Here is a 22,160-nt window from a genome sequence, read left to right as displayed (position 1 = left end):
TGGAACACTCGGCCCGCAGCCGCTGCGGGGACACCGCGCTACACACGGTGAGGCCCTGGGGAAATGGCGGCGGCTCTGCTCACCTTCCGCCAGCTCTTTATTTCAGGTGTGCTTGCAATTATCCGCCTGAACAGGAATCATTCTCTGGAATTCAATATCTCACGGTCTTCCGAGATTTAATCGAATTCTTAGAAACCAAGAAGAAGGAACCCTGCTCATGCGCCTGTCCCTCTCCTGGAATCCTGTGGGTCTCCCAACAATGCGCTCCTTCCTCCGAACCGGGTGGCTGCTCACCACCTTGGCGGCCTTCGGGTGTGGCCGGGAGGCGGCAGTTCCGACGCCTTCGGCGGCCCCGGCGGCCCCGAGCACCTCTTCTCAGCAGATGCGCAGCGGCGACAAGGTCCTCATCCTGGGCAGCAGCGTCTCGGGTGGGCTGGAGAGCCGCGAGGCACAGGCGGTGGCCGCGGCTTCTCCGTTCACTCAGATCGACGTGGTGACGCCGGAGCAGTGGCGGGCCATGACGGCGCATCAGTTCATGGATTACCGCGCCCTCATCATCGGTGATGGGGCGTGCCAGAGCGGCGAGGCCGCCTTCCAGGCTGCGATCGACACGCGCGACCGCTGGGGAATCATCGTCGACGGTGACGTGGCCATCCTGAGCACGGATCCGGTCACCAATGGCACGCCGCAGCTGGTGGAGAACGCGATCAGCCACGTGCTCAACTCGCAGCAGTACCGCACGGGCATGTACATCGCGCTGGGCTGCGCGTACGAGAATGCCCAGGCGCCCACGCAGGTGAAGCTGCTGGAGCCGTTCGGCACCTTCACGGTGCAGGGCATGGCGAGCTGCCCCAGCTCCGGCCACATCTTCGAGATGTACAACAACCTGGTCTCCCAGAACCTGATGGACGGCCAGCTGAGCGGCGACAACGGCTGCGTGGCGCGCTCGGTGTTCACCGGCTACCCGAAGCGCAACTTCTCGTATGCCGCGATAGCGCTGAGCTCCTCGGACGGACCCATCCCCGGCGAGCAGGTGATGTCGGACTTCCTGATGGATCCGGGCACGGAGACGTTCCTGACGGGCACGCCCTACCTGCTGGTGCGCGGCGCCATGACGCTGGGAGCGGGCTGTGGACTCTCTGAGGCGCCCTCGAGTGAGGAGTGCGACATGGGCGATTGGCTGAACGGCACCCCCGCGCAGACGGGGACGCTGGCCTCCTCGACATGCTCCTTCTCGTGCCACATGAACTGGTGCGGTGACGGCCACGTGGACACGGAGTTCGGCGAGGAGTGCGACGAGGGCATCCACAACGGCCGCAGCGGCGACACCGAGGGCCGGGTGGGGACTTGCACCTCGTTCTGCAAGCGCTCGCAGCAGACGCCTCCGCCCACCTTGCCGCGGCCCCCGGTGGCGCGCTGCCAGGACGTGACGGTGGTGGCAGAGTACACCTGCGGCGTCACCGCGGTGGTGGACCAGGGCTCTAGCGATCCGGACGGTGACATGGCGGGCTGCACGCAGAGCCCGACGGGCCCGTATGACATCGGCGAGACGGAGGTGTACCTGACGTGCACGGATCGCGAGGGCCTCCAGTCCTCGTGCAAGGCGGTGGTGACGGTGCTGGACCGGGTGAAGCCGCAGGTGGAGCTCAACGGCCTGGCGGTGGAGACGCTCGAGTGCACGAAGGGCGCCACCTATACGGACCCGGGTGCTCCCGCCAGCGACCTGTGCGAGGGCCCTCTGTACGGCGACCAGATCTCCCGGACGGGCTCGGTGAACCTGGAGGTGCCGAGCGCGAACTACACGCTGACCTACGTGGCGACGGACTCGGCGGGCAACACCTCTGAGCCTGCCACGCGCACGGTGGCCGTGGCCGACACGCTGGCGCCAGCCATCACGCTCCACGGGCTGATCAACCAGCAGCTGGAGTGCGGCACGGCGTACACCGAGTCCGGCGCCTCGGCCTCGGACCGGTGCGCGGGGAATCTGTCGGCCTCCATCACGCGCAGCGGCACGGTGAACCCGCAGGTCCCCGGCGCCTACGTCCTGCGCTACAACGTGAGCGATCCGTCCCACCACGCGGCCCCCGAGGCCAGCCGCGTCATCACGGTGGCGGACACGCTCAGCCCCACGGTGACGATCAACGGCGTGCTGAACGCGCAGGTGGAGTGCGGCTCGGGCGCCTATGTGGATCCGGGTGCCTCGGCGAGCGATGCGTGCGCGGGCTCTCTGGCCACGCAGACCCTGGGCTCGGTCAACACGGCGCAGCTGGGAACCTACACGCTGAGCTACAAGGCGGTGGATCCGTCCGGCAACACGGGCACGGCGGCGGCCTCCCGCTCGGTGACGGTGCGTGACACGCTGGCTCCGCAGATCCAGGTGCGCGCTGGCGCCACCACCGTCGCGTGCAACGGCTCGCCCTACGTGGATCCGGGCGCCACGGCGTCGGATCAGTGCGCGGGGAACCTGACGCAGACCATCACCACCACCAGCAACCTCGACCAGACGCGCGCGGGCCAGTACACGGTCACCTACCGGGTGGCGGACGCCGCGGGCAACGTGGGCACGGCGGTTCGCCCGCTGACGGTGGGCCCCTGCTCCACCTGCACCCAGATCCGCCTGAGCGACTACAACCTCTTCCTCCTCGAGGACTACACCCAGGGCGTGGACGTCCAGGGCAAGGTGGCGGCGGGCGGCAACATCTCCATGACGAACTTCGCGGTGGGCGGCAGCCTGGCGGCCAGCGACATCTCCAACGTGCTGGTGGCGGGCGGCAACCTGACGCTGGCCAACGGCCGGGTGTACGGGAACACGTTCTACGGGAACAACTACAGCGCCAACCAGGGCGTGACGATCGCCCGGGGCAGCCTGGCCAAGGGCACGCCCATCGACTTCGCGGCGAAGTTCGCGGAGCTGCGCACCCTGTCCACCAACCTGGCGAACCAGACGGCCAACGGCACGACGACGCGCGAGTCCTGGGGCGGCATCTTCCTGCGCGGCACGAGCACGACGACGAACATCTTCAACGTGAACGCCAGCGCCTTCAACGGTGCGGCCCTGCTGAACATCAACGTGCCGGCCGGCTCGATGGTCATCATCAACATCCGCGGCGCCTCGGCCACGCTGCGCAACTTCGGCTACCAGCTGAGCAGCGGCATCGACGCGCGCAACATCCTCTACAACTTCGTGGACACCACCAGCATCACCTCTTCCAGCTTCGGCATCCGCGGCACGGTGCTGGCGCCCTACGCCCGCATCAACTTCAGCAACGGCAACTGGGATGGTGGCATCTACGCTGTGTCGCTGACGGGTAACGCCGAGGGCCACGTGTTCCCGCTGTACGACCGCGACGTGTGCCCGTAGTACCGGCCGCGGGGGCCCTCTCACCGAGGGCCCCTGCGCCACCGCTGGGGCGCCTGACTCCCTGCTCAGTTCAGGGACTTCGAGAGCGCCTCAGCGATCTCCTTCGCGTACGCCTCGTTGCGCGCCCCATCCTCACCCTCGATGAGGATACGGACCTTGGGCTCGGTGCCGGAGAAACGCACCAGCACGCGGCCCGCGCTGCCCAGACGCTGCTCCACGCTCTGGATGACCTTCATCACCTCGGGCAGCTCACCGAGCTCTCGCTTCTCCTTCACCACCACGTTGAGCAGCGTCTGCGGCACCGGCTCGAAGATGGAGGCCAGCTCGCTCAGCGGCTTGCCCTGGCGGCACATGACGGCCAGCAACTGCAGCGCCGCCAGCGTCCCATCTCCCGTCGTCGAATGGTCCAGGAAGATGAGATGGCCGCTCTGCTCGCCACCCAGGTTGTAGCCGTGCTTGCGCATCTCCTCGACGACGTACCGGTCGCCCACGCGCGTGCGAGCCACCTTCACGCCCCAGCGCGCCACCGCGCGCTCCAGGCCGATGTTGCTCATCACGGTGGAGACCAGCGTCTTCTTCTTGAGCTGCTCGCGGGCCACCAGCTCGCCCGTGCAGATGGCCATGATGGCGTCGCCGTCCACCACCTTGCCCTTCTCGTCCACGACGATGAGCCGATCCGCGTCGCCGTCCAGCGCCAGGCCCAGGTGCGCGCCATGCTCTTTCACCGCGCGGGCCAGGCCCTCCGGGTGCAGCGCGCCGCACTTCTCGTTGATGTTCGTGCCGTCCGGAGAGACGCCGATCGAGATGACCTTGGCGCCCAGCTCCTCAAGCACCGAGGGCGCCGTCTTGTAGGCCGCGCCATTGGCGCAATCCACCACGATGGTCATCCCCTCCAGCGTCAGCTCGCGGGGGAACGTGGCCTTCAGGAAGACGATGTAGCGGCCCCGGGCGTCTTCGAGCCGGAACGCGCGGCCGATGTTGTCCGCCGTGGGCCGGATCGTGTCCATGGCGCCGGTGGACAGCAGCTCCTCCAGCTTCGCCTCCGTCTCATCCGGCAGCTTGAAGCCGTCGCGCCAGAAGAACTTGATGCCGTTGTCCTGGTACGGGTTGTGGGACGCCGAGATGACGGCGCCCGCGTCCGCGCGCATGGACGTGGTGAGGTTGGAGATGCCCGGCGTGGGCAGCGGCCCCGTGAGCCACACATCCACGCCCATGGAGGTGATGCCCGCCGCGAGCGCCTGCTCCAGCATGTAGCCGGACAGGCGCGTGTCCTTGCCGATGATGACGCGGTGCCGGTGCGGTCCGTTGCGGATGAGGTACGCGAGCGCTCGGCCGAGCTGCATCGCCACCTCGGCGGTCATCGGGTGGACGTTCGCCACGCCGCGCACGCCATCCGTGCCAAACAGCCGCTGCGAAGTCCGCTCCTCTTTAGGAGTCATATTCATCTTGTAAGCCATGTGTGCCGCCTCTCACCTTTTCCTGCGCCGGAGCACCACCGGCATCCCCGCCCGAGCGCCTTATACCGCGCATACCAACACGGGCTCGAAACTAGGGAGCCGTTCGCTGACAGGCAACCATCCAACCCTGCGTTTTCCTTAGCTCACTTGTTCCTTCAAGCACCCACCTTCGGCTTGGCATAGAGGGAACCACCGTCCGAGGCAGCGCGGAGCGCCTCGGTCACTGCCAGAGCGTCCCGGACCTCCGCCACGTCGTGCACGCGCACGAAGTCCGCGCCACCCAGGGCCGCCACCGCTGCAACCGAACCGAGGGTGGCGGCCAAACGCTCGCCCGCTGGCTTGCCGCCCGTGAGCGCGCCCAGGAAGCCCTTGCGGCTCGTCCCCACCAGCAGCGGCAGCCCCAACACCCTGAGATCACCCAGCCTCCTAAGGAGAAATAGGTTGTGACCCAGCGTCTTGCCAAAGCCGATGCCCGGGTCCACCAAGATGGACTCGCGAGCCACACCAGCGGCCACGGCGCGTGACACCCCCTCTTCGAGGAAGGCGAGCACGTCGTCCAATATGTCCTCATACCAAGGCGATTGCTGCATCGTCTGCGGGGTACCCTGGATGTGCATGAGGCAACAGGCGGCGCGTGCCTCGGCCACCACGCGAGGAAGCTCCGCGTCAAAGTGGAAGCCGCTGATGTCGTTGATGAGCGAGGCGCCCGCCTTCAGGGCCTCGCGCGCCACGGAGGCCTTGGTGGTGTCCACCGACAGGGGCACCTGTGTGCGCGCGCGCAGCTCCCGAAGGACCGGCACCACACGTGCGACCTCCTCGTCAGCGGAGACAGGCTGGGAACCGGGCCGGGTGGACTCGCCGCCCACGTCCAGAATATCCGCTCCCGCCTGCGCGAGCTTCAGCCCGTGCTCGATGGCAGTCTCCGAGGAGGCGTACCGGCCTCCGTCCGAGAAGCTGTCCGGCGTCACGTTCACCACACCCATGACGTAGGTGCGTGAGCCGAAGGTGAAGGTCCGTCCTCCCAGTGTGAGCGGCGCCGGCGCCACCACCGAGCCCAGAGCCTGAGTCAGCGCCTCAGCGAGCCCGGCGAGCTGCGGATCAACTCGGGCGGCGGAGATCAACCGATCGAACTGCTCGCGGCGGCCCGTGAGCATCCCACTGCCCAGGCGGGTGCGCGGATCACCCGCGACATAGGACGGGTACTCCTCGCGGCCGGGCGCTTCGGATGACTCGAACAGCCCCTTGAGGAAGCGCCCCTCCACCTGCGTCAGTCCGGTGAGCAGCAACCGGAACTGGGGCAGCTTCTCCAGCAGGTACTCGCGGGCGGGCGTGGGCAGCCCCATGCGGCGGAAGGCCGGCTCCAGGTCCTCCGGGCGCTCGGCGAGCAGGGGGTGGGCGCGGATCATGTCGCGGACTCCAGAGACAAGGGTCCTCTCCCATACCACCAGCGGGAGCAGCCGCTCGCGGGTACCCACCCACCCGGTGGGTCGGAACAGAGGCACAGGTCGGCAAAGGTGGGCATAAGCTCACGCAAGAAGGGGGCGGCCAACTCCGGTGTAGGGGCCCACCGCTTCCCAGCGCAGTCAGTTGTCTGCAACGGGCAGGTGGCCACAGCTGACCGGTCAGCTGTCTGCAACAAGCAGGTGGCCACAGCTGACCGGGAGGCCTGGCCTCGCTGTTGGACGAGGCCTCAGGCCACACCCGCGAGGTGCTGGAAGCCAAGCTGCTGCTGGCCGAACGGGAGTCCCAGGGCCCCCGCCTGCCCGCTGACACCGCCCTGCTCCGCAAGCTCCAGGCCACGCTCGACACACCCCCACCCGGGGTACCGGAAGGCTACGCCCTGTGGAACGACTACCTCGCCTACCGCCGCGCTCGCCTCGCCCTCTTGGAAGAGGGCACGCCCGCCAAGGGCCCTCTGCGCTGGGCGGCCTATGAACGCTTGCGCGGCGAGTTTGCCCGAGGCCTCACCTTCGAGCGCTTCATGATCTCCGTACTGCGCGAGGACGCCGCACTGCCCCAAGCCCAGCGCCGCTGGCTGAGTGCCTTCACCCTGCCGCGCATCGAGGTCCACGTCGGCCTGTCCAAGCCCGGGGTGCCTGGAGTGGTGCGCTTCGTGGACGTGCTCGTCATTGAGCAGCGCCCTCCCTCAAGCCAAGCCCCCCGCGTGGAGACCTTCAGCTTCAAGAGCCGCTTCCTCCAGCCGCTCGCGGGCGAAGCACTGGAGGCACCTATATTGATGGATGCCCGCGCCGCCCTGGAGTACTACGGCGGCAAGGTGAACATCCGGCGTCCCTCGCTCGAGGGCTTCGTGCAGGTGCAGCGCGTCCGCCTTGTCTACGAAGGCGGCAGCCGCGTGCCCGATCGGCCCGTCCTGGAGCCTGCCCTCAAGGACGTCCAGGGGAAAGTGAAAGGGGTGGAGGTGGTGATTCAATGACGCTTTTGACTGTAGAAGCGTTGAGCCGAGCAGACTCCCTCTACCTGCGTTTCGACGGGACGTATGACGCGAAGGCGAAGCTGGAGCACGCGTTGGAGCCCTTCCTCCAGGCCCTGGAGCAGCACGCGGGCGAGTGGATGCCAAGCCATGTCAAAGGCAAGCGGCGGCGCAGCTACTCCCGCGCAGCCTTTTGGAAGGCATTCCAAGACAAGGCAGATAACAATGTCCCTACCCTCTACCTGGAGCGCCCCACCGAGCCTGCGGTGTCACTGGATCTCACTCTCTTTCGCGAGGAGGCCCCCGGAGAGTTGAGAGTCATTCTCCGTGCTCAACCCTTCTCCTTCCTCGCGCGGGAAGCGCCCTGTTGCGACCTCGTAGAGTTGGTGCGCGCCTGGGCCTGCCACTACCCCGTCTCTCATTCCTTCGCAGGCAGCTACGCCGACAGCCTGTTGGCGGACTCGCCCGGCTTCGGCCGTGACATCCAGACCAGCATCCGGGATGGCTTCGATCGGCTCTACGAGGTGTTCTGGCTCAACGTCTTCGGCCCCCAGTTGGTGAACCTCCTGGGCCGCGAGCGCCTGCTGTCTACCCCCGCCCACCGCGTGGAGGAACTCCCCAACGGCAGCGTGCTGCTCGTCCCCTGGCCCATCGCCGCCCACTTCACCCACCCCGAGGCCCGCCTGGCTCAGGCCCGCGCCTTCGTCCACCTGCGCCCAGAACTGGACTTTGACACGGTGCTGCGCTCCCTCCAGGAGCGCAACGCCACCCTCGCCCCCGTGGAACCCCGCTTCCACCCCGACGTGGCGCCTCTGCTCTTGCGCCTCTTGGACCGCACCTCCATCAGTCAGCGCCAGCGCCAGATCGCCGAGTTCAACGCCTACCCGTTCCCGGAGCCGGACGAGTGGTTGCCCCTGAATGCCACCCTGCCCTCGGACGTCCCGGACACCCACAAGGCCCTGGAGCACTACTCGCTCATGGCCGAGTCCCTGGTCGCCATTCTCCACTCCGAGGTGCCCTCCATCCTCCAGCAGTCCCCCGAATCCCTCACCGACGCGGACCTCGACTTCTGGACATGGAGCTTTCCGGAACGCTTCGACCGCGACCAGATTGACGGTCGGCTGGTGCCCGCCATCGGCGCCTACCTGGGCGAAGTCATGGTCAAACACCTGGGCGGACAGTGGATTGCCCGCAAGAAGCTCGAGGAGTCCCAGGTGCGCGTTGGCTCGCGCGTGTGGCTGCCCTTCGTGCGCGCGCACAAGTCCATGCGCTCGCGCCAGTCCCTGCTGGACTTCTCCCTCACCCAGTTCTACCGCGCCGCCCAGCGCCACCGTGGCTGAGCTCACGGGCCTCACTCCCAGGCAAGTTGCGGAAAGACAATGCCGTCCATTGTGAGCCCCCTCGCGCCACCTGCCTCCCACAGCTGGAAACGAACCTCCAGAAACGCGGGATTCCGATCGCGGGAAGCGCGAGGAAGCGCTGGCATGCCGCACGTATCGACGCCTTCACACTGACGCACCTTCTACCGGGAAACCGTGGCCCTCACCCGCCAGCGGCTAGACTCGAGTTGTTGACGTGGCTCTCGTTTCCGTGAACCGACCAGGACCATGCGACCCACTGAATGGGCGGCATGGCCCCGTGTCACCCAGGCCCGTTACGACAATGATGTCTACCGGGCTGGTGCGGCCGCGAGGAGATGCCCCACGGCGAGCAGCGCCGTGGGGCTCGGCCGCGTGTTCGGATTGTAGGGGCCGGGAACGACCTCGATGCTGGCGTCCGAATAGAAACCGACGCTAATGTCCTCTGTGATGGTCACAGTATTGGGAACGCCCATTGTGGCCAGCACATAGTTGACGTCCACCGCGTAGTAGCGGTGGCCATTGTACCAGCTCTCGTATTGGTACGCGACGGCCCCCGACAAGGTGGCTTGGTAGGTGACCCGGTAGAGCGCCGAGCCGAGAGTGGAGAAGAGATACGCGGTCTCTGTCGTGTGCGCAGGCACCTCGCTCTGGGCACTGGCGTTCGTGCCAACTGTGATGGTCTTGCTCTCCGTCTTCGTATCCGACCACGACTGCTCGTAGTTAAAGGTCGCATCGCCGCCGCCTTCGAATCCCTTGATGCCGATCTTTATCGCAATCTTACCGCCGAAGCTGACCTTGTCGCTGTTCGTCCAGGAGTGACTGACAGTCTCGGACTCCTGGGCGGACAAGCCCGCGCTGTAATTCACGACGTGGTCCGTTTTGTTATCCCATTGTGTATGATTGACGATAACGGGGGACGTGGAGAGTCCGACGGGAACGGCGCTGATGGCGCGGAGCGTCGTGGTGACAGGGGACCAGCCGAACTTGTCGTAGCAGTAGTTGTAGCTCTTGTCACTGGTGTGGTCGGCGCCGCCCATGGTGGGGTCGTACAGCCAAACGGTATCCGGCCTCGCTCCCATAATGGCGCGGATGGCCTGATAAAGCCCATCCCCATAGAGGCCGAATGCCTGTTGCTCAGTACCGGTAATGGTGTGGATTTCCAGGCCAGTCGCGGACGCAGTGCACTGGTTGAAGTTCTTGCTGGCCTGGATGTCGACGGAGAAGGGGGTTTGGCTCATGAGAGGGCTCCTTTACGGCTTTGGTTGTACTGAGGTTGTATGAGGGATGCAGTACCGGCGTGACCACATCCGGCCGCAATCCATTGCAGATTGCATGCCAGGGCGGCGAGTCAGGCTTTCCGCGTGGATTCCCTCGGCAAGGCCTCTCACTACCCCACGCGCGGCACGTCATTGACATGTAATTGACACGTCAGGTTCAACCCTGGCGTGTCGGAGCATTGGCCCTTCCCGGTCTCAAAGTGAATTACATCCCCACAAGAGCGCGTATGTCTTTCGCAATGGGCAACACCCGCACTACGGAACGCGAGGACAACGATGGCCACGACGAGCCAGCAGACGATGATGGTGGGACAGCGCGCTGCGCGCTATGGAATTTCCCAGCCATACATCGAGGTGCGCTTCCCAAAGGACACACGCCAGCGCACGCTGAACGCCGCGCTCCATCGCCAGGTACCGCCGCGAGTTTGAGCGCGCTCGGCTCGCGCGCCTACGCGACCCTCCCTTCTGAACCCGGGCTCTCTACGAGCCGCTCACCCGCAACCAGCTCGCGCCGAGAAGATCGTCCGAGAAGCCCGCAGCCCGCGACACAGGAGCTGCGGGCTTCTGCGTTTCGGCCCCAGGCGATCTCCGTCGCCGCGATCGCTACGCCGCGCTTCCTGCGGATCGCCTCCACTTCTGGACATGGAGCTTTCCGGAACGCTTCGACCGCGACCAGATTGACGGCCGGCTGGTGCCCGCCATCGGCGCCTACCTGGGCGAAGTCATGGTCAAACACCTGGGCGAACAGTGGATTGCCCGCAGGAAGCTAGAAGAGTCCCAGGTGCGCGTCAGCTCGCGCGTGTGGCTGCCCTTCGTGCGCGCGCACAAGTCCATGCGCTCGTGCCAGTCCCTGCTGGACTTCTCCCTCACTCAGTTCTACCGCGCCGCTCATCGCCACTGCGGCTGAGCTCACGGGCCTCACTCCCCGGCAAGTTGCGGAAAGACGATGCCGTCCATTGTGAGCCCCCTCGCGCCACCTGCCTCCCACAGCTTCAGGCTGTAGGGGCCCACAGCTTCCCAGCGCTCCGCTGGGGCCTCCACCACGACGTGCAGTTCGCCATCCTCCGGGCCCTCTCCCTGCCAGAGAGGCAGCACCGATAACTCCCGCCCCTGGGCATCCATCAACTTTGCGCCTTCCGCCCCCGAGGGCGGTGCTCCGGGCGGGGGCTTCAGCTCAAGCGCCACTGCCACGCGGTATTGCTCGTCCAGTGCCGCGGGCCGGTAGCGCTCCTCCTCTTCGCACGCGTGCCTCCAGGCCTCCGGGCTGACGTACTCCAGCGTGCCGATCACCTGCCCCGCCCCTCCGGCGGACGGCATCCCCTCCAGCGCGCTGAGCCCGAAGTCCAAGAGCACGGGCTCCTCGCCTGGCAGCCGGACCATGATGTTCTCCCGCTTCACATCCCGGCGGAGCACCCCGGCCTCATGCACGGCGAGCAGCGCCCGCCCGAGGGAGAGCATCAGCTCCGCGGCCTTGCGGGCCGAGGGGTTGTGGACCATGACGTAGTCGTAGAGCGTCAACCCCTCCACCAGCTCCATGGCGACATAGAAGGGCCCGTGGACCAAGTCCTTCCACCGGCCACACCCGAGAAATCCCACCACGCCGGGGTGCTTGAAGCGCAGAAGCGCCTCCGCCTCGCGCTCGCCCCACCGCGCCGCGCCGCGCTCCAGGAACTTCAGCGCGCAGGGCTGGCCCGCCGCCTCGGCGCGGTACACGCGGCCCTGCCCACCGTCTCCCAGCAGGCCCAGGATCCGATAGTCCCCCACCACATCGCCTGGGATGGGGAGCTGCAAGCGAGTCGGATGCATGGTTCAGCCCACCTCCCCGGGCGCTACGGCCGCGTCCGCCCCTCACCGCGGCGGGCGAGCAGGACCTTGGCCACAGACAACAGGGCGCGGACTTCCTCCTCGCTGAGCTCGCGGGCCATGCGCGTGAGCCGCCGGACCCCTGGAGCCTCCGCGGGCGCCCGTTCCTCCACCGGGAGACTGCTGGCCTCCAGGAACCCCAGCAACAACCGAGGATCCGCCTCCAGGACTCGGCACAGCGCCACGAAGGTCTGAAGGCTGGGCAACAGCACCCCACGCTCGATGCGCCCATAGACTTCCAAGGCGATGCCGGTCTGCTCGGCCACCTCTGCTTGCGTCAGACGCAGGTGGTGCCGGGCCTGGCGTGCAGCCGTCCCCAGTTGGGTCGCGATCTTCGCCCTCGGCAGCGCAGGACTCACGAGACGCTCCGGGGCACATCCGGCGGCTCTGGCAGGACGCCGTCGGCCGCAGCGCCAAACGCGCTGGGGCCATGGAGCTTCCTGGCCCTCAAAGCCAGGGAGACTTTGACGGGTAGCATAGGACCTTCCACGGTGGGAGGGCCATGAGACGCATGAAGTCTCTATTCGGGAAGCAGAAAGGCCCTCCCAGCACGAAGCGGGGAGGGCCTGGGTTCTACAGGAGCAGCAGGCTTACGCCTTGTTCGGCTCCATCTTGGGGATCGCCTCGAGCGCGTCGAGGATCTTCCGCTTGTCCTTCTTCTCGGTGGACTTCGGCGGGGCGGTCAAGCGCGGGGGCGGACGCTCCCGGGTCAACGCTCCACCCTGCAGGAGGATGTTCACGTCCTCGGCATCCAGCGTCTCGTACTCCACGAGCGCGTCGGAGATCCGCTGGAGGGCGTCCTTGCGCTCGGTGAGGAGACGCTTGCCGTTCTCGTAGCAGCCCAGGACGATGCCGCGCACCTCGGCGTCGATCTGCCGCGCCGTGTCCTCGGAGTAGTCCTTGGTGGCGCTGAAGTCGCGGCCGAGGAACACCTCGCCCTCGCTCTTGCCGAACGCCAGGGGCCCGAGCTTGTCGCTCATGCCCCAGCGGCACACCATGGCGCGCGCCGTCTCGGTGGCGCGCTCGATGTCGTTGGAGGCGCCGCTGGACATCTCGTTGAACATGATCTCCTCGGCGAGACGGCCACCCATCGCCATGGTGATCTGGTCGAGGATCTGCTTCTTGTACCCGTTGACCTTGTCCTCGGTGGGCAGGCTCCAGGTAACGCCAAGGGCCTGGCCGCGAGGAATGATGGTGACCTTGTGGAGCGGGTCGCAGCCGGGCAGCAGCTTGGCGAGCAGCGCGTGGCCAGCCTCGTGCACGGCGGTGTTCCGCTTCTCCTTCTCGGTCATGATCATGGACTTGCGCTCGGGGCCCATGAAGACCTTGTCCTTGGCGGCCTCGAAGTCGCTCAGGTCCACGCGCTCCTTGTTCTGACGCGCGGCCATGAGTGCCGACTCGTTCACCAGGTTCTCCAGGTCCGCGCCCGTCATGCCCGGCGTACCGCGGGCGATGACCTCGAGGTCCACCTCAGGGGCCAGCGGCACGCGCCGCGTGTGCACCTTCAGCACGCCCAAGCGGCCCTTCAGGTCCGGCCGCGGAACGACAATCCGGCGGTCGAAGCGGCCAGGGCGCTGCAGCGCGGGATCCAGCACGTCCGGGCGGTTGGTGGCGGCGATGAGGATCACACCCTCGTTGGACTCGAAGCCGTCCATCTCCACCAGCAGCTGGTTGAGCGTCTGCTCGCGCTCGTCATGACCGCCGCCCAGGCCCGCGCCACGGTGGCGGCCCACGGCGTCGATCTCGTCGATGAAGATGATGCAAGGGGCGTTCTTCTTGCCCTGCTCGAACAAGTCGCGGACGCGGCTGGCGCCAACGCCCACGAACATCTCCACGAAGTCCGAGCCGGAGATGGAGAAGAACGGCACGCCGGCCTCACCGGCCACCGCGCGAGCCAGCAGCGTCTTGCCCGTACCCGGCGAGCCCATCATCAGCACGCCCTTGGGGATGCGGCCGCCCAGCTTGGTGAACTTCTTGGGGTCCTTCAGGAAGGCGACGATCTCCTCCAGCTCCTCCTTGCACTCGTCGGCGCCGGCCACATCGGCGAACGTCACCTTGTTGTGGCTCTCGTTGAGGAGCTTGGCCTTCGACTTGCCGAAGGTCATCGCCTTGCCGCTGCCACCTTGCAGCTGGCGCATGAAGAAGATGAAGAACAGGAACAGGAAGACCACCGGCATCCACTGCCCGAGGATGGTCAGCCACAGGTTATTCTGCTCCTCCTTCTCGTACTTCACGTTGACGCCCTTGTCCCGGAGCATCTGGAGCATGGACGTGTCCGCCACGGGGCCCGTGGTCCGGAACTTCGTCTTGTTAGGGCCGTACTCGCCCGAGTAGGTGTTGCCCTTGACCGAGATGTCTCGGACCTCCTTGTGCTCAATCTTCTCAAGCAGCTGGGTAAAGGAGGGGTCCTCTACCTGGTCGCTGCCTTGAGAGAAGAAGTTGTAGAAGGCCACGAACAGGACGATCAGGATCACCCAGAGGCCGATGGTCTTGTAAGTCGAACGCACGTGTTTGCTGCCCTTTCGAAGCCGGCGGATGCGGGCCGCGTTGGGGATTCCCCCAACCATTTCAACAATTTGGGCCGAGGCATGGCGAGCCGCCCTGCCTTGGACCGTATCAGCAACAGCAAAAAGCCCTCAACTATTTAGGGGTACGCCGCCATCCTCCATCTGCCCCTTGTGGACTCTATAACGGACCGCTGCCCCCGTTGCTTGGGCTCGGGGGGAATGCCCAGAGCGACTGTCCGGAAACCACCTTCCTTTCGGGTGGCGCCCAGAGGCCAGGCACCCAGAGCAGCCGACCTTCCCCGTCCACCACCACGGGCTGGAGATCTCGACGCTCGGAGGGGACGCGCAGGTCCACGAAGAGATCCTGCAGCTTTCGTGAACCCCGAGCCCCCGGGATGCGATCCCCGGGCCTCCGCGTCCGCACGGTGAGCGGCCAGCGGACCTCTCGCGGCAGGATCAGCCGGAGTGCTCCGGGCCGCTGAGGAGCGGGGCCGACCGTGAAGGTCCAGCGCGTTCCCTCCAGTGGCCCCGAGGAGCCCTCTCCTTCTAGAAGGAGTGAACCGCTCACCGTGGCGCGAGGACGAACGCAGCGCACCACCCCACCCGAGGCCCGGAGTTGAAGGCCTCCACTCAAGGTGGCCGAGCGGCCTCGTGCCACTGCGTCGAGGCCCCGGCCCAGCGTCGCGTCATCCACCGCTGCCCCTTCTTGCGTGAGCAGCCGTGCGAGCACGCGACGCCGCAGCGGAGGCTCCAGCGCGCGAACCCCCACCGCATCCAAGCCTCCCTCTGGGAGCACGAGCCTTCGCCAGGCCGCCGTCGCCATTTCCTCCAGCAGCGCATCGTCCTCGGCCGCCAGCCGTGCGAACGACGCCAGCCGCTCGGCCACCGGGAAGCCCGCCGCACGAGAGAGCGCGGGCAGCAGCTCGCGCCGGACGCGGATACGAAACAGGCGAGGGTCGGCATTCATCGGATCGGTCACGAAGCCCGTGCCCTGCTCCTGAAGGAAGGCTTCGAGCTCTTCCCTCGTACGGTCCAGCAGAGGGCGGACGACCGTGCCACGCCTGCGCTGGATGCCTGCCGCTCCCTTGAGCGCCGAGCCTCGCGCCAGCCGCATCAGCAGGGTCTCCGCCTGATCAGTCGCCGTGTGCGCGGTGACCACCGCTGCCAGCCCTCGCTCTGCTCTCAGCGCTTCGAGAACCTCGTACCGAGCGGTGCGTGCGCGCTCCTCTACTCCCGCGCCGGGCCTCAGGTTCAGCCGACGCACATGGCAGGGCAGCCCATGGAGTGCAGCCAGCCGCTCGACCGCCTGGGCCTCCTCCCCTGCCTCAGGTCTCAGCCCATGGTCCAGGGTCGCCACCTCGGCCGTGAGTCCCAGCCGAGCTCGCACGAGTGCCGTGCCCACGAGCAGCGCGGTGGAGTCCGCACCGCCCGATACGGCGAGCAGCACCGAGCGGCCCACGAGCCCGAAGCGGCGGAACTCCGCCTCGAGTGTCCACGTGATCAAGTCCGTTGCTGACCCGGTGCGCGGCATCGAACAGAAGGGGGAATGGATTTCTCGCGCGCCACGTTTACCCAGGCGCCGTCGGTTGAAGGTGCTGGGGGTGGTTCTTATGATCTCCCCAGCGGTTCCCCGAGGGGAATGAGGGGTGCGGCCGGCGGTGTTAATAAGAAGGTTGATTTTTCCGAATTTCCTGGCGTTGGGCCTAGGGGTCCCCCCCCTCCCCCTCTGGGCCCACGGGCCCGCAAGGACTCGTTCCTCGCGGGCCCTCTTTCCGGAGCGCCCCGGACCTCGAAAGCGAGGTCCGGGGCGTTTCCCTTTTGGGCCACCAGCACGTTTTGGGCCCGGGTTCCAGGGATTTCACGCAGCCACGACGCTTCCAGAAGGGACAGAACTTCTTCGCCCATGTCACCCTCAGGGGTTATGACGCAAAGGCGTTGAAACCGTTGACCCGCTGGTGCGTCTGTCGGATAACCACGCCAGTGTGTCTCAGGTCGTCACCTCGCATCCGCTCCGGAGACTCGGTATGGCTGGCACCGACAAGCGCAAGCAATCTCTGTACTTCCCCGAAGAGATGTTGAAGGAGATCCAGGAAGAGGCGAACCGGCAGGACCGCTCGCTTTCGTGGGTCGTCCAGCAGGCGTGGAAGATCGCCCGCGAGCGCATCAAGGCCTTCCCGGCCGTCAATGATGTCACTGGCGATGAACGCCAGGATCCCCGCGAGGAGTAAGAAACCGCATGTCCTCCACTGACCATCGTAAGCAAAGTCTCTACTTCCCCGAGGACATGCTCGAGGAGATCCAGCGCGAGGCAACTCGCCAGGATCGCTCGCTCTCCTGGATTGTCCAGCAGGCCTGGAAGGTGGCCCGCGGGGACATCCGGAAGATGCCCTCGGTCAACGACGTGCTGGCCCCGGCACCCAAGCCGGTCGCCGCTCCCGTGGCGCCCCCGGGCGACGGTGAGCCCAAGCCTTAACGGCCCCTCCCGCCCGGTCCACTAGCGTGTGGGCCGGGTGGGCTTCGCGCAGTTCTCGAAGACGATGCGCCCGGCCTCCTTGAGGGGCTGTGCCTCCGTGGCGTAGGTCGCCTTCATGTAGGCGCTGACGATGTTGGAGTCCACGCCCCCGAACTTCTGGGAGCGCACGGGATTGCGAGCAGGGTCGCTGCCTGCGTTCTTGAAGATCGTCCCGTAGCCGTCCCCTCCCTCGAGGAGAAAGCTGGGCATGCCCACGCGGTAGCGGGCGACTTCGTCCGTGCGCGGCGGCAGCGCCACCGGTGTGCCATTCACCGTCAGCTCCCGCACCCGCTGGCCCCGGGGGTACTCACAGTCCACGCGCAGCGTGGTGCTGCCGGACACGTGCAGGAAGGCGCCCGAGGGCGAGGAGATGGGCTGCCCCGCCGTGAGGAGCGCGCTCACCGAGTGCTCGAACATGTCCACCAGCTCCTTCTCGGTGAGGTTCACCGTGACGACCTGGTTCTCGAAGAGCAGCACCTCGTGGAGCACGCCGTCCGTCAGCTGGCCCTTGGGGAGCATGGTGCGGGTGATGCACAGGCCCTCGGCGCGGATGGAGCCGCCGTTGACGATGCCCAGCACCGCCTTGGCGGCCGAGTCATCCTCCACGTGCTGGTAGGCGTCCGCCGCGAGCTGTCCCAGGGCGTTGTTGTCGTGCCGGGCATAGGGCCGGTCCAGGTAGACGTCCTCGCCCAGGTAGCCGATCTCCTTGTTGGGATCGTCCACCAGGGGTTGGCAGGGATCGTTGTAGGCCAGGCAGCCGAGCCCGGGCATGAGCGCGGCGGCCACCAGCGCGGCCAGGAGCGGACGGGTCATCAGTAGCGGGCCCTCACGGTGAGATAGACGGACTGGCTCTCGCGCGGCAGCAGGCCGGTGACGCGGTCCGGCCGGGGCACATCGTCGCGCAGGTCATGGTCGAACAGGTTCTGCGCCAGCACGGACACCTCGAAGTGCTCGGCGATGGGCTCGGTGCGCAGTTGGGCGGTGATGAGACTGTAGGCGGGGATCTGGTAGCGGCGGATCAGCTCCAGCACGGAGCGGGTGTTGTTGCGCCGCTCGGCGCCCGCGCGCACCACCACGTCCAGGTTCACCCAGTCGCCCAGGGGCATGGAGACGCCGGCGTTGAAGCGGGCCTGCGGGGTATCGGTGAGCAGGCGGGATTGGGAGGGCAGCTCCAAATCCTCGGCGCGGAAGAAGGAGGCGTTGACCCAGGCGTTGGCGCGCTTGGAGGCCTCCAGGCGGGCCTCGCCCTCCACGCCGATCACGCGCACGCCCAGGTCGCGGTTGCGCAGCGGGACGATGTTGCCGGAGGTATCCACGGGGAAGATGGGCGAGCGGAAGCGCTCATAGAAGGCGTTGCCGCGCAGGCGCACGCGCGAGTCGCCCGAGGCCTGGATGACGTCCACGCCCAGCTCCACGGTGTCCACGGTGGCGGGGCGCAGCGTGGGGTTTCCCTCGAAGCGGCCCTGGTTGTAGTCGGTGTCCGGGAGGCTCTCGGCCAGCTCCTGCAGCGTGGGCGAGCGGAACGAGCGCCCATAGAGCGCCTTGAGGACGATGGCATCCGTGGCGGCGAACACGAGGCCCACGCGCGGGTTGATGCTGGGCACCAGCTTCGAGCCGTTGATGGCGCCCGTCTCGTCCGTGGTGGGCAACTGGGTGGCGTCCGCGCGCACGCCGAAGGTGAGCGTCAGCGGAGCGATCACCGTCCACTGATCCTGGATGAAGAGGCCCAGCGTCATGCGCCGGGCGGCAGCGCCACCGGCGATGTCCTTGATGTTCACCAGCCCCTCGGGCGGAGTGAGCGTGGGCCGGACCCGGTTATCCAGGGTGTAGTTCGTCGTGTACTCGTAGCCGGCGAGCATCTGCAGCTCTGCCACCGCGCCCACCGAGAGGCGGTTGGTGTGGCCCAGCACCATGTCCGAGTCCACGCCGAGCCCCAGGGTGCGCACGTTGATGCGCGTCTGCTCGAGCAGGCCATCCGGGAAGAGCTGGTCCGCGCCATCCCCCGTTCGGAAGCCATCCGGAGCGAGCTGGAAGAGGCGGTTGGTGCTCTGCTGATCGCCGTAGCCACGAACGCGCAGGAGGATGCCCTCGGCCACGGCGCGCTCGTACTCGACATCCAGCATCGCCACCGTCCAGCTCAGGTCCGAGTCCTCGCCCACGGTGTCGAAGAGCCCCATCAAGGCGGTTCGGTCCTCGGTGAGCACTCGGATGGAGGAGCTCAGGCGGCCAGCGGCGCCCAAGTCGTAGGACAGCCCCAGACCGACGTTGAAGAGCAGGCGCTCGTCATGGGTGTAGCCCGCCGGGTCGTCGGCATCCCGCAGCTTCTGGTTGAGCGTCTCCTGGATCAGCGCGTCGCTCTCGATGGGCGAGGAGTCTCCGGACTGGGCCCACACGTCCAGATCTCCGAAGAGGCGGAGGCCCCCGGCACTGACGGCCGAGGAGGCATGGGCATCCACCGTGGGGGCAAAGGAATTCTGGCCCCGCTCGGTGAAGCCACCGCCCGAGGCGGAGGCACGCACGCCCTCGCTGCGATCGGTGACGATGTTGACCACGCCCAGGAAGGCTCCGGCGCCATAGAGGGAGGAGCCCGGGCCGCGGATGACCTCGATGCGGTCCAGGTTCTCCACCGGCAGGTTCATCAGCGCCCGGCCATCGAAGAAGTTGTTGAGCCGGTGCCCGTTGAGGAGGAACAGCACCTCCGCGTCGTTGCGCAGCCCCCGGATGGCGACGCGGTGGTTGCCCTGCACATCCCGGCTCACAGTGAGCCCGGGCACCACGTCCAGCACATCCGCCACGGTGCGCGCCCCGAGCGCCCGGATCTGTTCACGCCCGAAGGACGCGGCGATGGCGGGCACGCGGGTGACCGACTCCGTGTGGCGCGTGGCGAGCGCGAGCGTGTCCTCCGCGCTGTAGAGGGCCAGATCCTCCTCCAGCTCGGAGCGAGAGGGCTTCGAACTGCCCGAGGCCGCCGGCGGGGACATGTCGATCGGCTCCAGCGGCTCCACCGGGGGCTTGGAGGCCGGCTCTGGCGTGGACGTGGAGGCGGGGGATGTGGAGGCGGTGGATGCCGTGGGCTTGGAAGCGGAACCCTTGCGCCCATTGGAGCGGGTCGGCGGGGCTGGGGCAGGCTCGTCGCTGGGAACCTCGGCGGAGAGCGCGGCCATGGCGTCGTCGGAGGCTGGGGCCTTCTTGCCGCTGCTCTGCGGGGCGGCCACGGGCTCGGGTTCGGGCTCGGGCTCCTTCTTGCGCGAGCTGCTCTTCGTGGGAGCAGGCGGCGGCGGCGGCGGCGGCGGCGGCGGCGGCTCGGTCACGGCCACCTTGGGACGCGGGAGCTCCCCGGGCACGATGACGCGGCTGGGCCTGGCCTCCGTCTGGAACACGGGCTGGCGGTCACCCCCCTTGAGAATGGCCTCGATGTAGTACTCGACGCCGGGCGGGACCATGTGCTCGGCGGGAAGGGTCGCCCGGTAGAGATCGCCGTACTGCCGCTCCATGGGGAGCTCGGCGAAGGGCTCGCCCGGCCCACGGTAGCGGATGACCAGCTCCGAGACCTTCCGGCCGTCATCCACCAGCGTGCCTTCGAGCCGCAGCGGCCGGTTCGGCTCGGCCTTGGCGGGCGCGGAGTGCAACAAGACCGCATGCTCCTCGGCGCGCGCGGGGGACGCCGCGAGGAGCACGACGGCAAGCAAAGTCGTTCGTACGAGAGCGGTCTTCAAGAGCACAAGGATGGTCCATTGCCACTACAGGCGAAGTCAAGGAAGGGGGGTTGACTGTCAGCGCCGTTTTTTTGCCGGCCCTCACGGCACGTGCGACGTTGATCAGCGCCTCTCCTTCCCATGCGCGCGTCGCTCGCCCTCCACTTCGCCCTGTTCCGCCGTCAGAAGGCACAGATTGCCCGTGCCGTCGACGGCCAAACCTCCACCTTCCGCGCCTACGAGGCCCGGTACCGGCGGCGGACGGCCAGCTATCGCCAGGAGCTCCCGCTCTCCGCGGTGCACCAGCGGCTCAGGGCCGCGGACGTGGTGTACGTGGGCGACTACCACACCCTGCCCCTGGCCCAGGAGACCTACCTGGGGATGGTGGAGCGGGCCCTGGAGTCCGGCCGCCGAGTGGTGATGGCACTCGAGTGTGTCGAGGGCCGCCACCAAGCCTTCCTGGATGACTATCTGACGGGCCGTCTGCCCGAGCGCGCACTGCTGGAGCGGCTCGGCCGGGCACCGGGCCCTGGACTGGATGGGTGGTCCGGCTTCCGGCCCCTGCTCGCCTTCGCCAAGCGCCACCGGCTGCAGGTGGTGGGGATTGATCGGCGGGTTCAGGGGGAGCGCTCGCTGGAACTCCGGGACGCTTATGCGGCGGAGCGCGTTGCGCGGGTGGCTCGGGCGGAGGATCGGCCCCAGGTGTTGGTACTGGTGGGCCAGTACCATGTAGCGCCCTGCCACCTGCCTGCTCAAGTCGAGCGAGCGCTCGGTGAGACGCACGCCCGGCAGGGGCTGGTGGTGTACCAGAACTGTGAGGGCGTCTACTGGAGGCTGGCGCGCGAGGGCCGGGCAGGTGCGGTGGAGGCCGCGGAGCTGGCGGATGGTTCCCTGTGCTTGCTCAACGCATCGCCTGTTGTGTGCCAACAGAGCTTCCTGGACTACCTCGAGGCCGAGGCCGGGGATGCGCCCCTGCGGGATCGCAGCGCGGCCGATCGCTTCCGGGAGATGGCGAGCCTGATCGCGCGGCTTGCGGGCGTGCAGGTGGGCCGGGCGCTGGACGAGGTGGAGGTGGCGACAGCGGCGGATGGGGATGTCCTGGCGCGCATCCAGCAGCGCGGACGGTTTACCCAGGTGGAGCTGGCGCAGCTGCGGCGGCACATCCTGTCTCGAGAGAGCAGCTACATCCCCCGAGCGCGGATGGCGTACCTGGCGTCGCTGTCCCTGAACCACGCGGCCGAGGAGGCCGCGCACTTCGTCCGGCACTGCGCGGTGGGAGACGCGATGGAGGCGCCTCGGCGGGCGTCGGATGCGTTCTACGCGCGCTGCATGGAGGAGGCGCTGGGGTTCTTCGGCTCGAAGCTGGTGAACCCTCGGCGTGGGTGCGCGGGGCTGGCCGAGTGGGCCCGGCGGGTGGCGCGCATGCGCGGCGTGGAGCGGCAGATCGCGGCGTTCGTGCTGGCGCACAAGGCGGCGGAGGCGGAGGGCCCCGACGAGGCCGTGAAGCTGCTGCCCCTGCGGCGGGACCGGCTCTTCCACGGCGTCAGCCACGCGCTGGGGTACCTGCTCGGAGACGCGCTGTATCAGGCCTTCGACACGGGCCGGGTGGAGAAGGCGGAGATTCGCGCCCTCTTCCGAGACTCGCTGGCGGATCCGCGCAGCACGTACTTCCACTGGGTCCAGCGGCTGGGCTGAG

17 protein-coding genes are annotated in these 22,160 nt (G+C 67.5%); 8 read left to right on the top strand and 9 right to left on the bottom strand.

Features of this window, described 5'->3' with window-relative positions:
* Nucleotides 1–259 precede the first annotated feature (259 nt).
* Nucleotides 260–3,361 carry a choice-of-anchor A family protein gene (locus DB31_RS46475; protein WP_075305972.1) on the top strand — a complete coding sequence of 1,034 codons (3,102 nt, stop codon included), beginning with the start codon at nt 260–262 and terminating at the stop codon, nt 3,359–3,361.
* A 65-nt stretch (nt 3,362–3,426) separates the two neighbouring features.
* Here the strand turns inward: DB31_RS46475 and glmM are convergent, their stop codons facing one another.
* Nucleotides 3,427–4,818: a phosphoglucosamine mutase gene (glmM, locus tag DB31_RS12255; protein WP_044186658.1), complete on the bottom strand. Its 1,392-nt coding sequence runs from the start codon at nt 4,816–4,818 to the stop codon at nt 3,427–3,429.
* A gap of 155 nt (nt 4,819–4,973) precedes the next feature.
* Entirely contained in the window at nt 4,974–6,224 is a 1,251-nt protein-coding gene (folP, locus tag DB31_RS12250; RefSeq protein WP_075305970.1) for a dihydropteroate synthase, read from the bottom strand.
* A gap of 272 nt (nt 6,225–6,496) precedes the next feature.
* On the opposite strand from folP, the gene DB31_RS12245 reads away from it, so the two are divergent.
* Both DB31_RS12245 and DB31_RS12240 read left to right on the top strand, forming a co-directional pair.
* Nucleotides 6,497–7,252: a hypothetical protein gene (locus DB31_RS12245; RefSeq protein WP_052419905.1), complete on the top strand. Its 756-nt coding sequence runs from the start codon at nt 6,497–6,499 to the stop codon at nt 7,250–7,252.
* Between the two features lie 20 nt (nt 7,253–7,272).
* Nucleotides 7,273–8,589: a hypothetical protein gene (locus DB31_RS12240; RefSeq protein WP_338034296.1), complete on the top strand. Its 1,317-nt coding sequence runs from the start codon at nt 7,273–7,275 to the stop codon at nt 8,587–8,589.
* Between the two features lie 329 nt (nt 8,590–8,918).
* Here DB31_RS12240 and DB31_RS12235 read toward each other — a convergent pair whose 3' ends face one another.
* Entirely contained in the window at nt 8,919–9,848 is a 930-nt protein-coding gene (locus DB31_RS12235) for a hypothetical protein (RefSeq protein ID WP_044186653.1), read from the bottom strand.
* A gap of 315 nt (nt 9,849–10,163) precedes the next feature.
* On the opposite strand from DB31_RS12235, the gene DB31_RS48750 reads away from it, so the two are divergent.
* Nucleotides 10,164–10,316 (top strand): hypothetical protein, encoded by a 153-nt coding sequence (locus DB31_RS48750; protein ID WP_157231944.1) that lies wholly within the window; start codon nt 10,164–10,166, stop codon nt 10,314–10,316.
* A gap of 262 nt (nt 10,317–10,578) precedes the next feature.
* Nucleotides 10,579–10,794 (top strand): hypothetical protein, encoded by a 216-nt coding sequence (locus DB31_RS12230; protein ID WP_044186651.1) that lies wholly within the window; start codon nt 10,579–10,581, stop codon nt 10,792–10,794.
* Nucleotides 10,795–10,805: 11 nt separating this feature from the next.
* On the opposite strand, the gene DB31_RS12225 is transcribed toward DB31_RS12230, so the two are convergent.
* The 4 genes from DB31_RS12225 to tilS all read right to left on the bottom strand — a co-directional run bounded on the left by DB31_RS12225 (nt 10,806) and on the right by tilS (nt 15,761).
* Entirely contained in the window at nt 10,806–11,693 is an 888-nt protein-coding gene (locus DB31_RS12225) for a protein kinase domain-containing protein (protein WP_044186649.1), read from the bottom strand.
* A 23-nt stretch (nt 11,694–11,716) separates the two neighbouring features.
* On the bottom strand, nt 11,717–12,109 hold the full coding sequence (locus DB31_RS12220; RefSeq protein ID WP_052419904.1) for a helix-turn-helix domain-containing protein: 393 nt from the start codon (nt 12,107–12,109) through the stop codon (nt 11,717–11,719).
* A gap of 231 nt (nt 12,110–12,340) precedes the next feature.
* Nucleotides 12,341–14,257 carry an ATP-dependent zinc metalloprotease FtsH gene (gene ftsH / locus DB31_RS12215; protein WP_044187202.1) on the bottom strand — a complete coding sequence of 639 codons (1,917 nt, stop codon included), beginning with the start codon at nt 14,255–14,257 and terminating at the stop codon, nt 12,341–12,343.
* Nucleotides 14,258–14,435: 178 nt separating this feature from the next.
* The gene (gene tilS, locus DB31_RS12210; protein WP_338034295.1) at nt 14,436–15,761 is read right to left on the bottom strand and encodes a tRNA lysidine(34) synthetase TilS; all 1,326 of its coding nucleotides are present in this window, start codon (nt 15,759–15,761) and stop codon (nt 14,436–14,438) included.
* 520 nt (nt 15,762–16,281) lie between these two features.
* Here tilS and DB31_RS12205 point away from each other — a divergent pair.
* Both DB31_RS12205 and DB31_RS12200 read left to right on the top strand, forming a co-directional pair.
* Nucleotides 16,282–16,485 carry a TIGR04563 family protein gene (locus DB31_RS12205; protein WP_044186644.1) on the top strand — a complete coding sequence of 68 codons (204 nt, stop codon included), beginning with the start codon at nt 16,282–16,284 and terminating at the stop codon, nt 16,483–16,485.
* 8 nt (nt 16,486–16,493) lie between these two features.
* Nucleotides 16,494–16,730 (top strand): TIGR04563 family protein, encoded by a 237-nt coding sequence (locus DB31_RS12200; protein ID WP_044186641.1) that lies wholly within the window; start codon nt 16,494–16,496, stop codon nt 16,728–16,730.
* Between the two features lie 21 nt (nt 16,731–16,751).
* Here DB31_RS12200 and DB31_RS12195 read toward each other — a convergent pair whose 3' ends face one another.
* Together DB31_RS12195 and DB31_RS12190 are read right to left on the bottom strand one after the other, a co-directional pair.
* Complete coding sequence (locus DB31_RS12195) at nt 16,752–17,582, bottom strand: 5'-nucleotidase C-terminal domain-containing protein (protein ID WP_044186638.1); 831 nt, start codon at nt 17,580–17,582, stop codon at nt 16,752–16,754.
* The gene (locus DB31_RS12190; RefSeq protein ID WP_240486659.1) at nt 17,582–20,401 is read right to left on the bottom strand and encodes a TonB-dependent receptor domain-containing protein; all 2,820 of its coding nucleotides are present in this window, start codon (nt 20,399–20,401) and stop codon (nt 17,582–17,584) included. The genes DB31_RS12195 and DB31_RS12190 overlap by 1 nt, the downstream gene beginning before the upstream one ends.
* Before the next feature lie 204 nt (nt 20,402–20,605).
* Here DB31_RS12190 and DB31_RS12185 point away from each other — a divergent pair, with 204 nt between their 5' ends.
* On the top strand, nt 20,606–22,159 hold the full coding sequence (locus DB31_RS12185) for a ChaN family lipoprotein (RefSeq protein ID WP_044186636.1): 1,554 nt from the start codon (nt 20,606–20,608) through the stop codon (nt 22,157–22,159).
* Nucleotide 22,160 lies beyond the last annotated feature (1 nt).

Origin of the sequence: Hyalangium minutum (assembly GCF_000737315.1) — a bacterium.
Taxonomy (GTDB): domain Bacteria; phylum Myxococcota; class Myxococcia; order Myxococcales; family Myxococcaceae; genus Hyalangium; species Hyalangium minutum.
The sequence above is the reverse complement of the archived record's forward strand: the minus strand, read 5'-3'. Positions and strand labels throughout refer to the sequence as shown.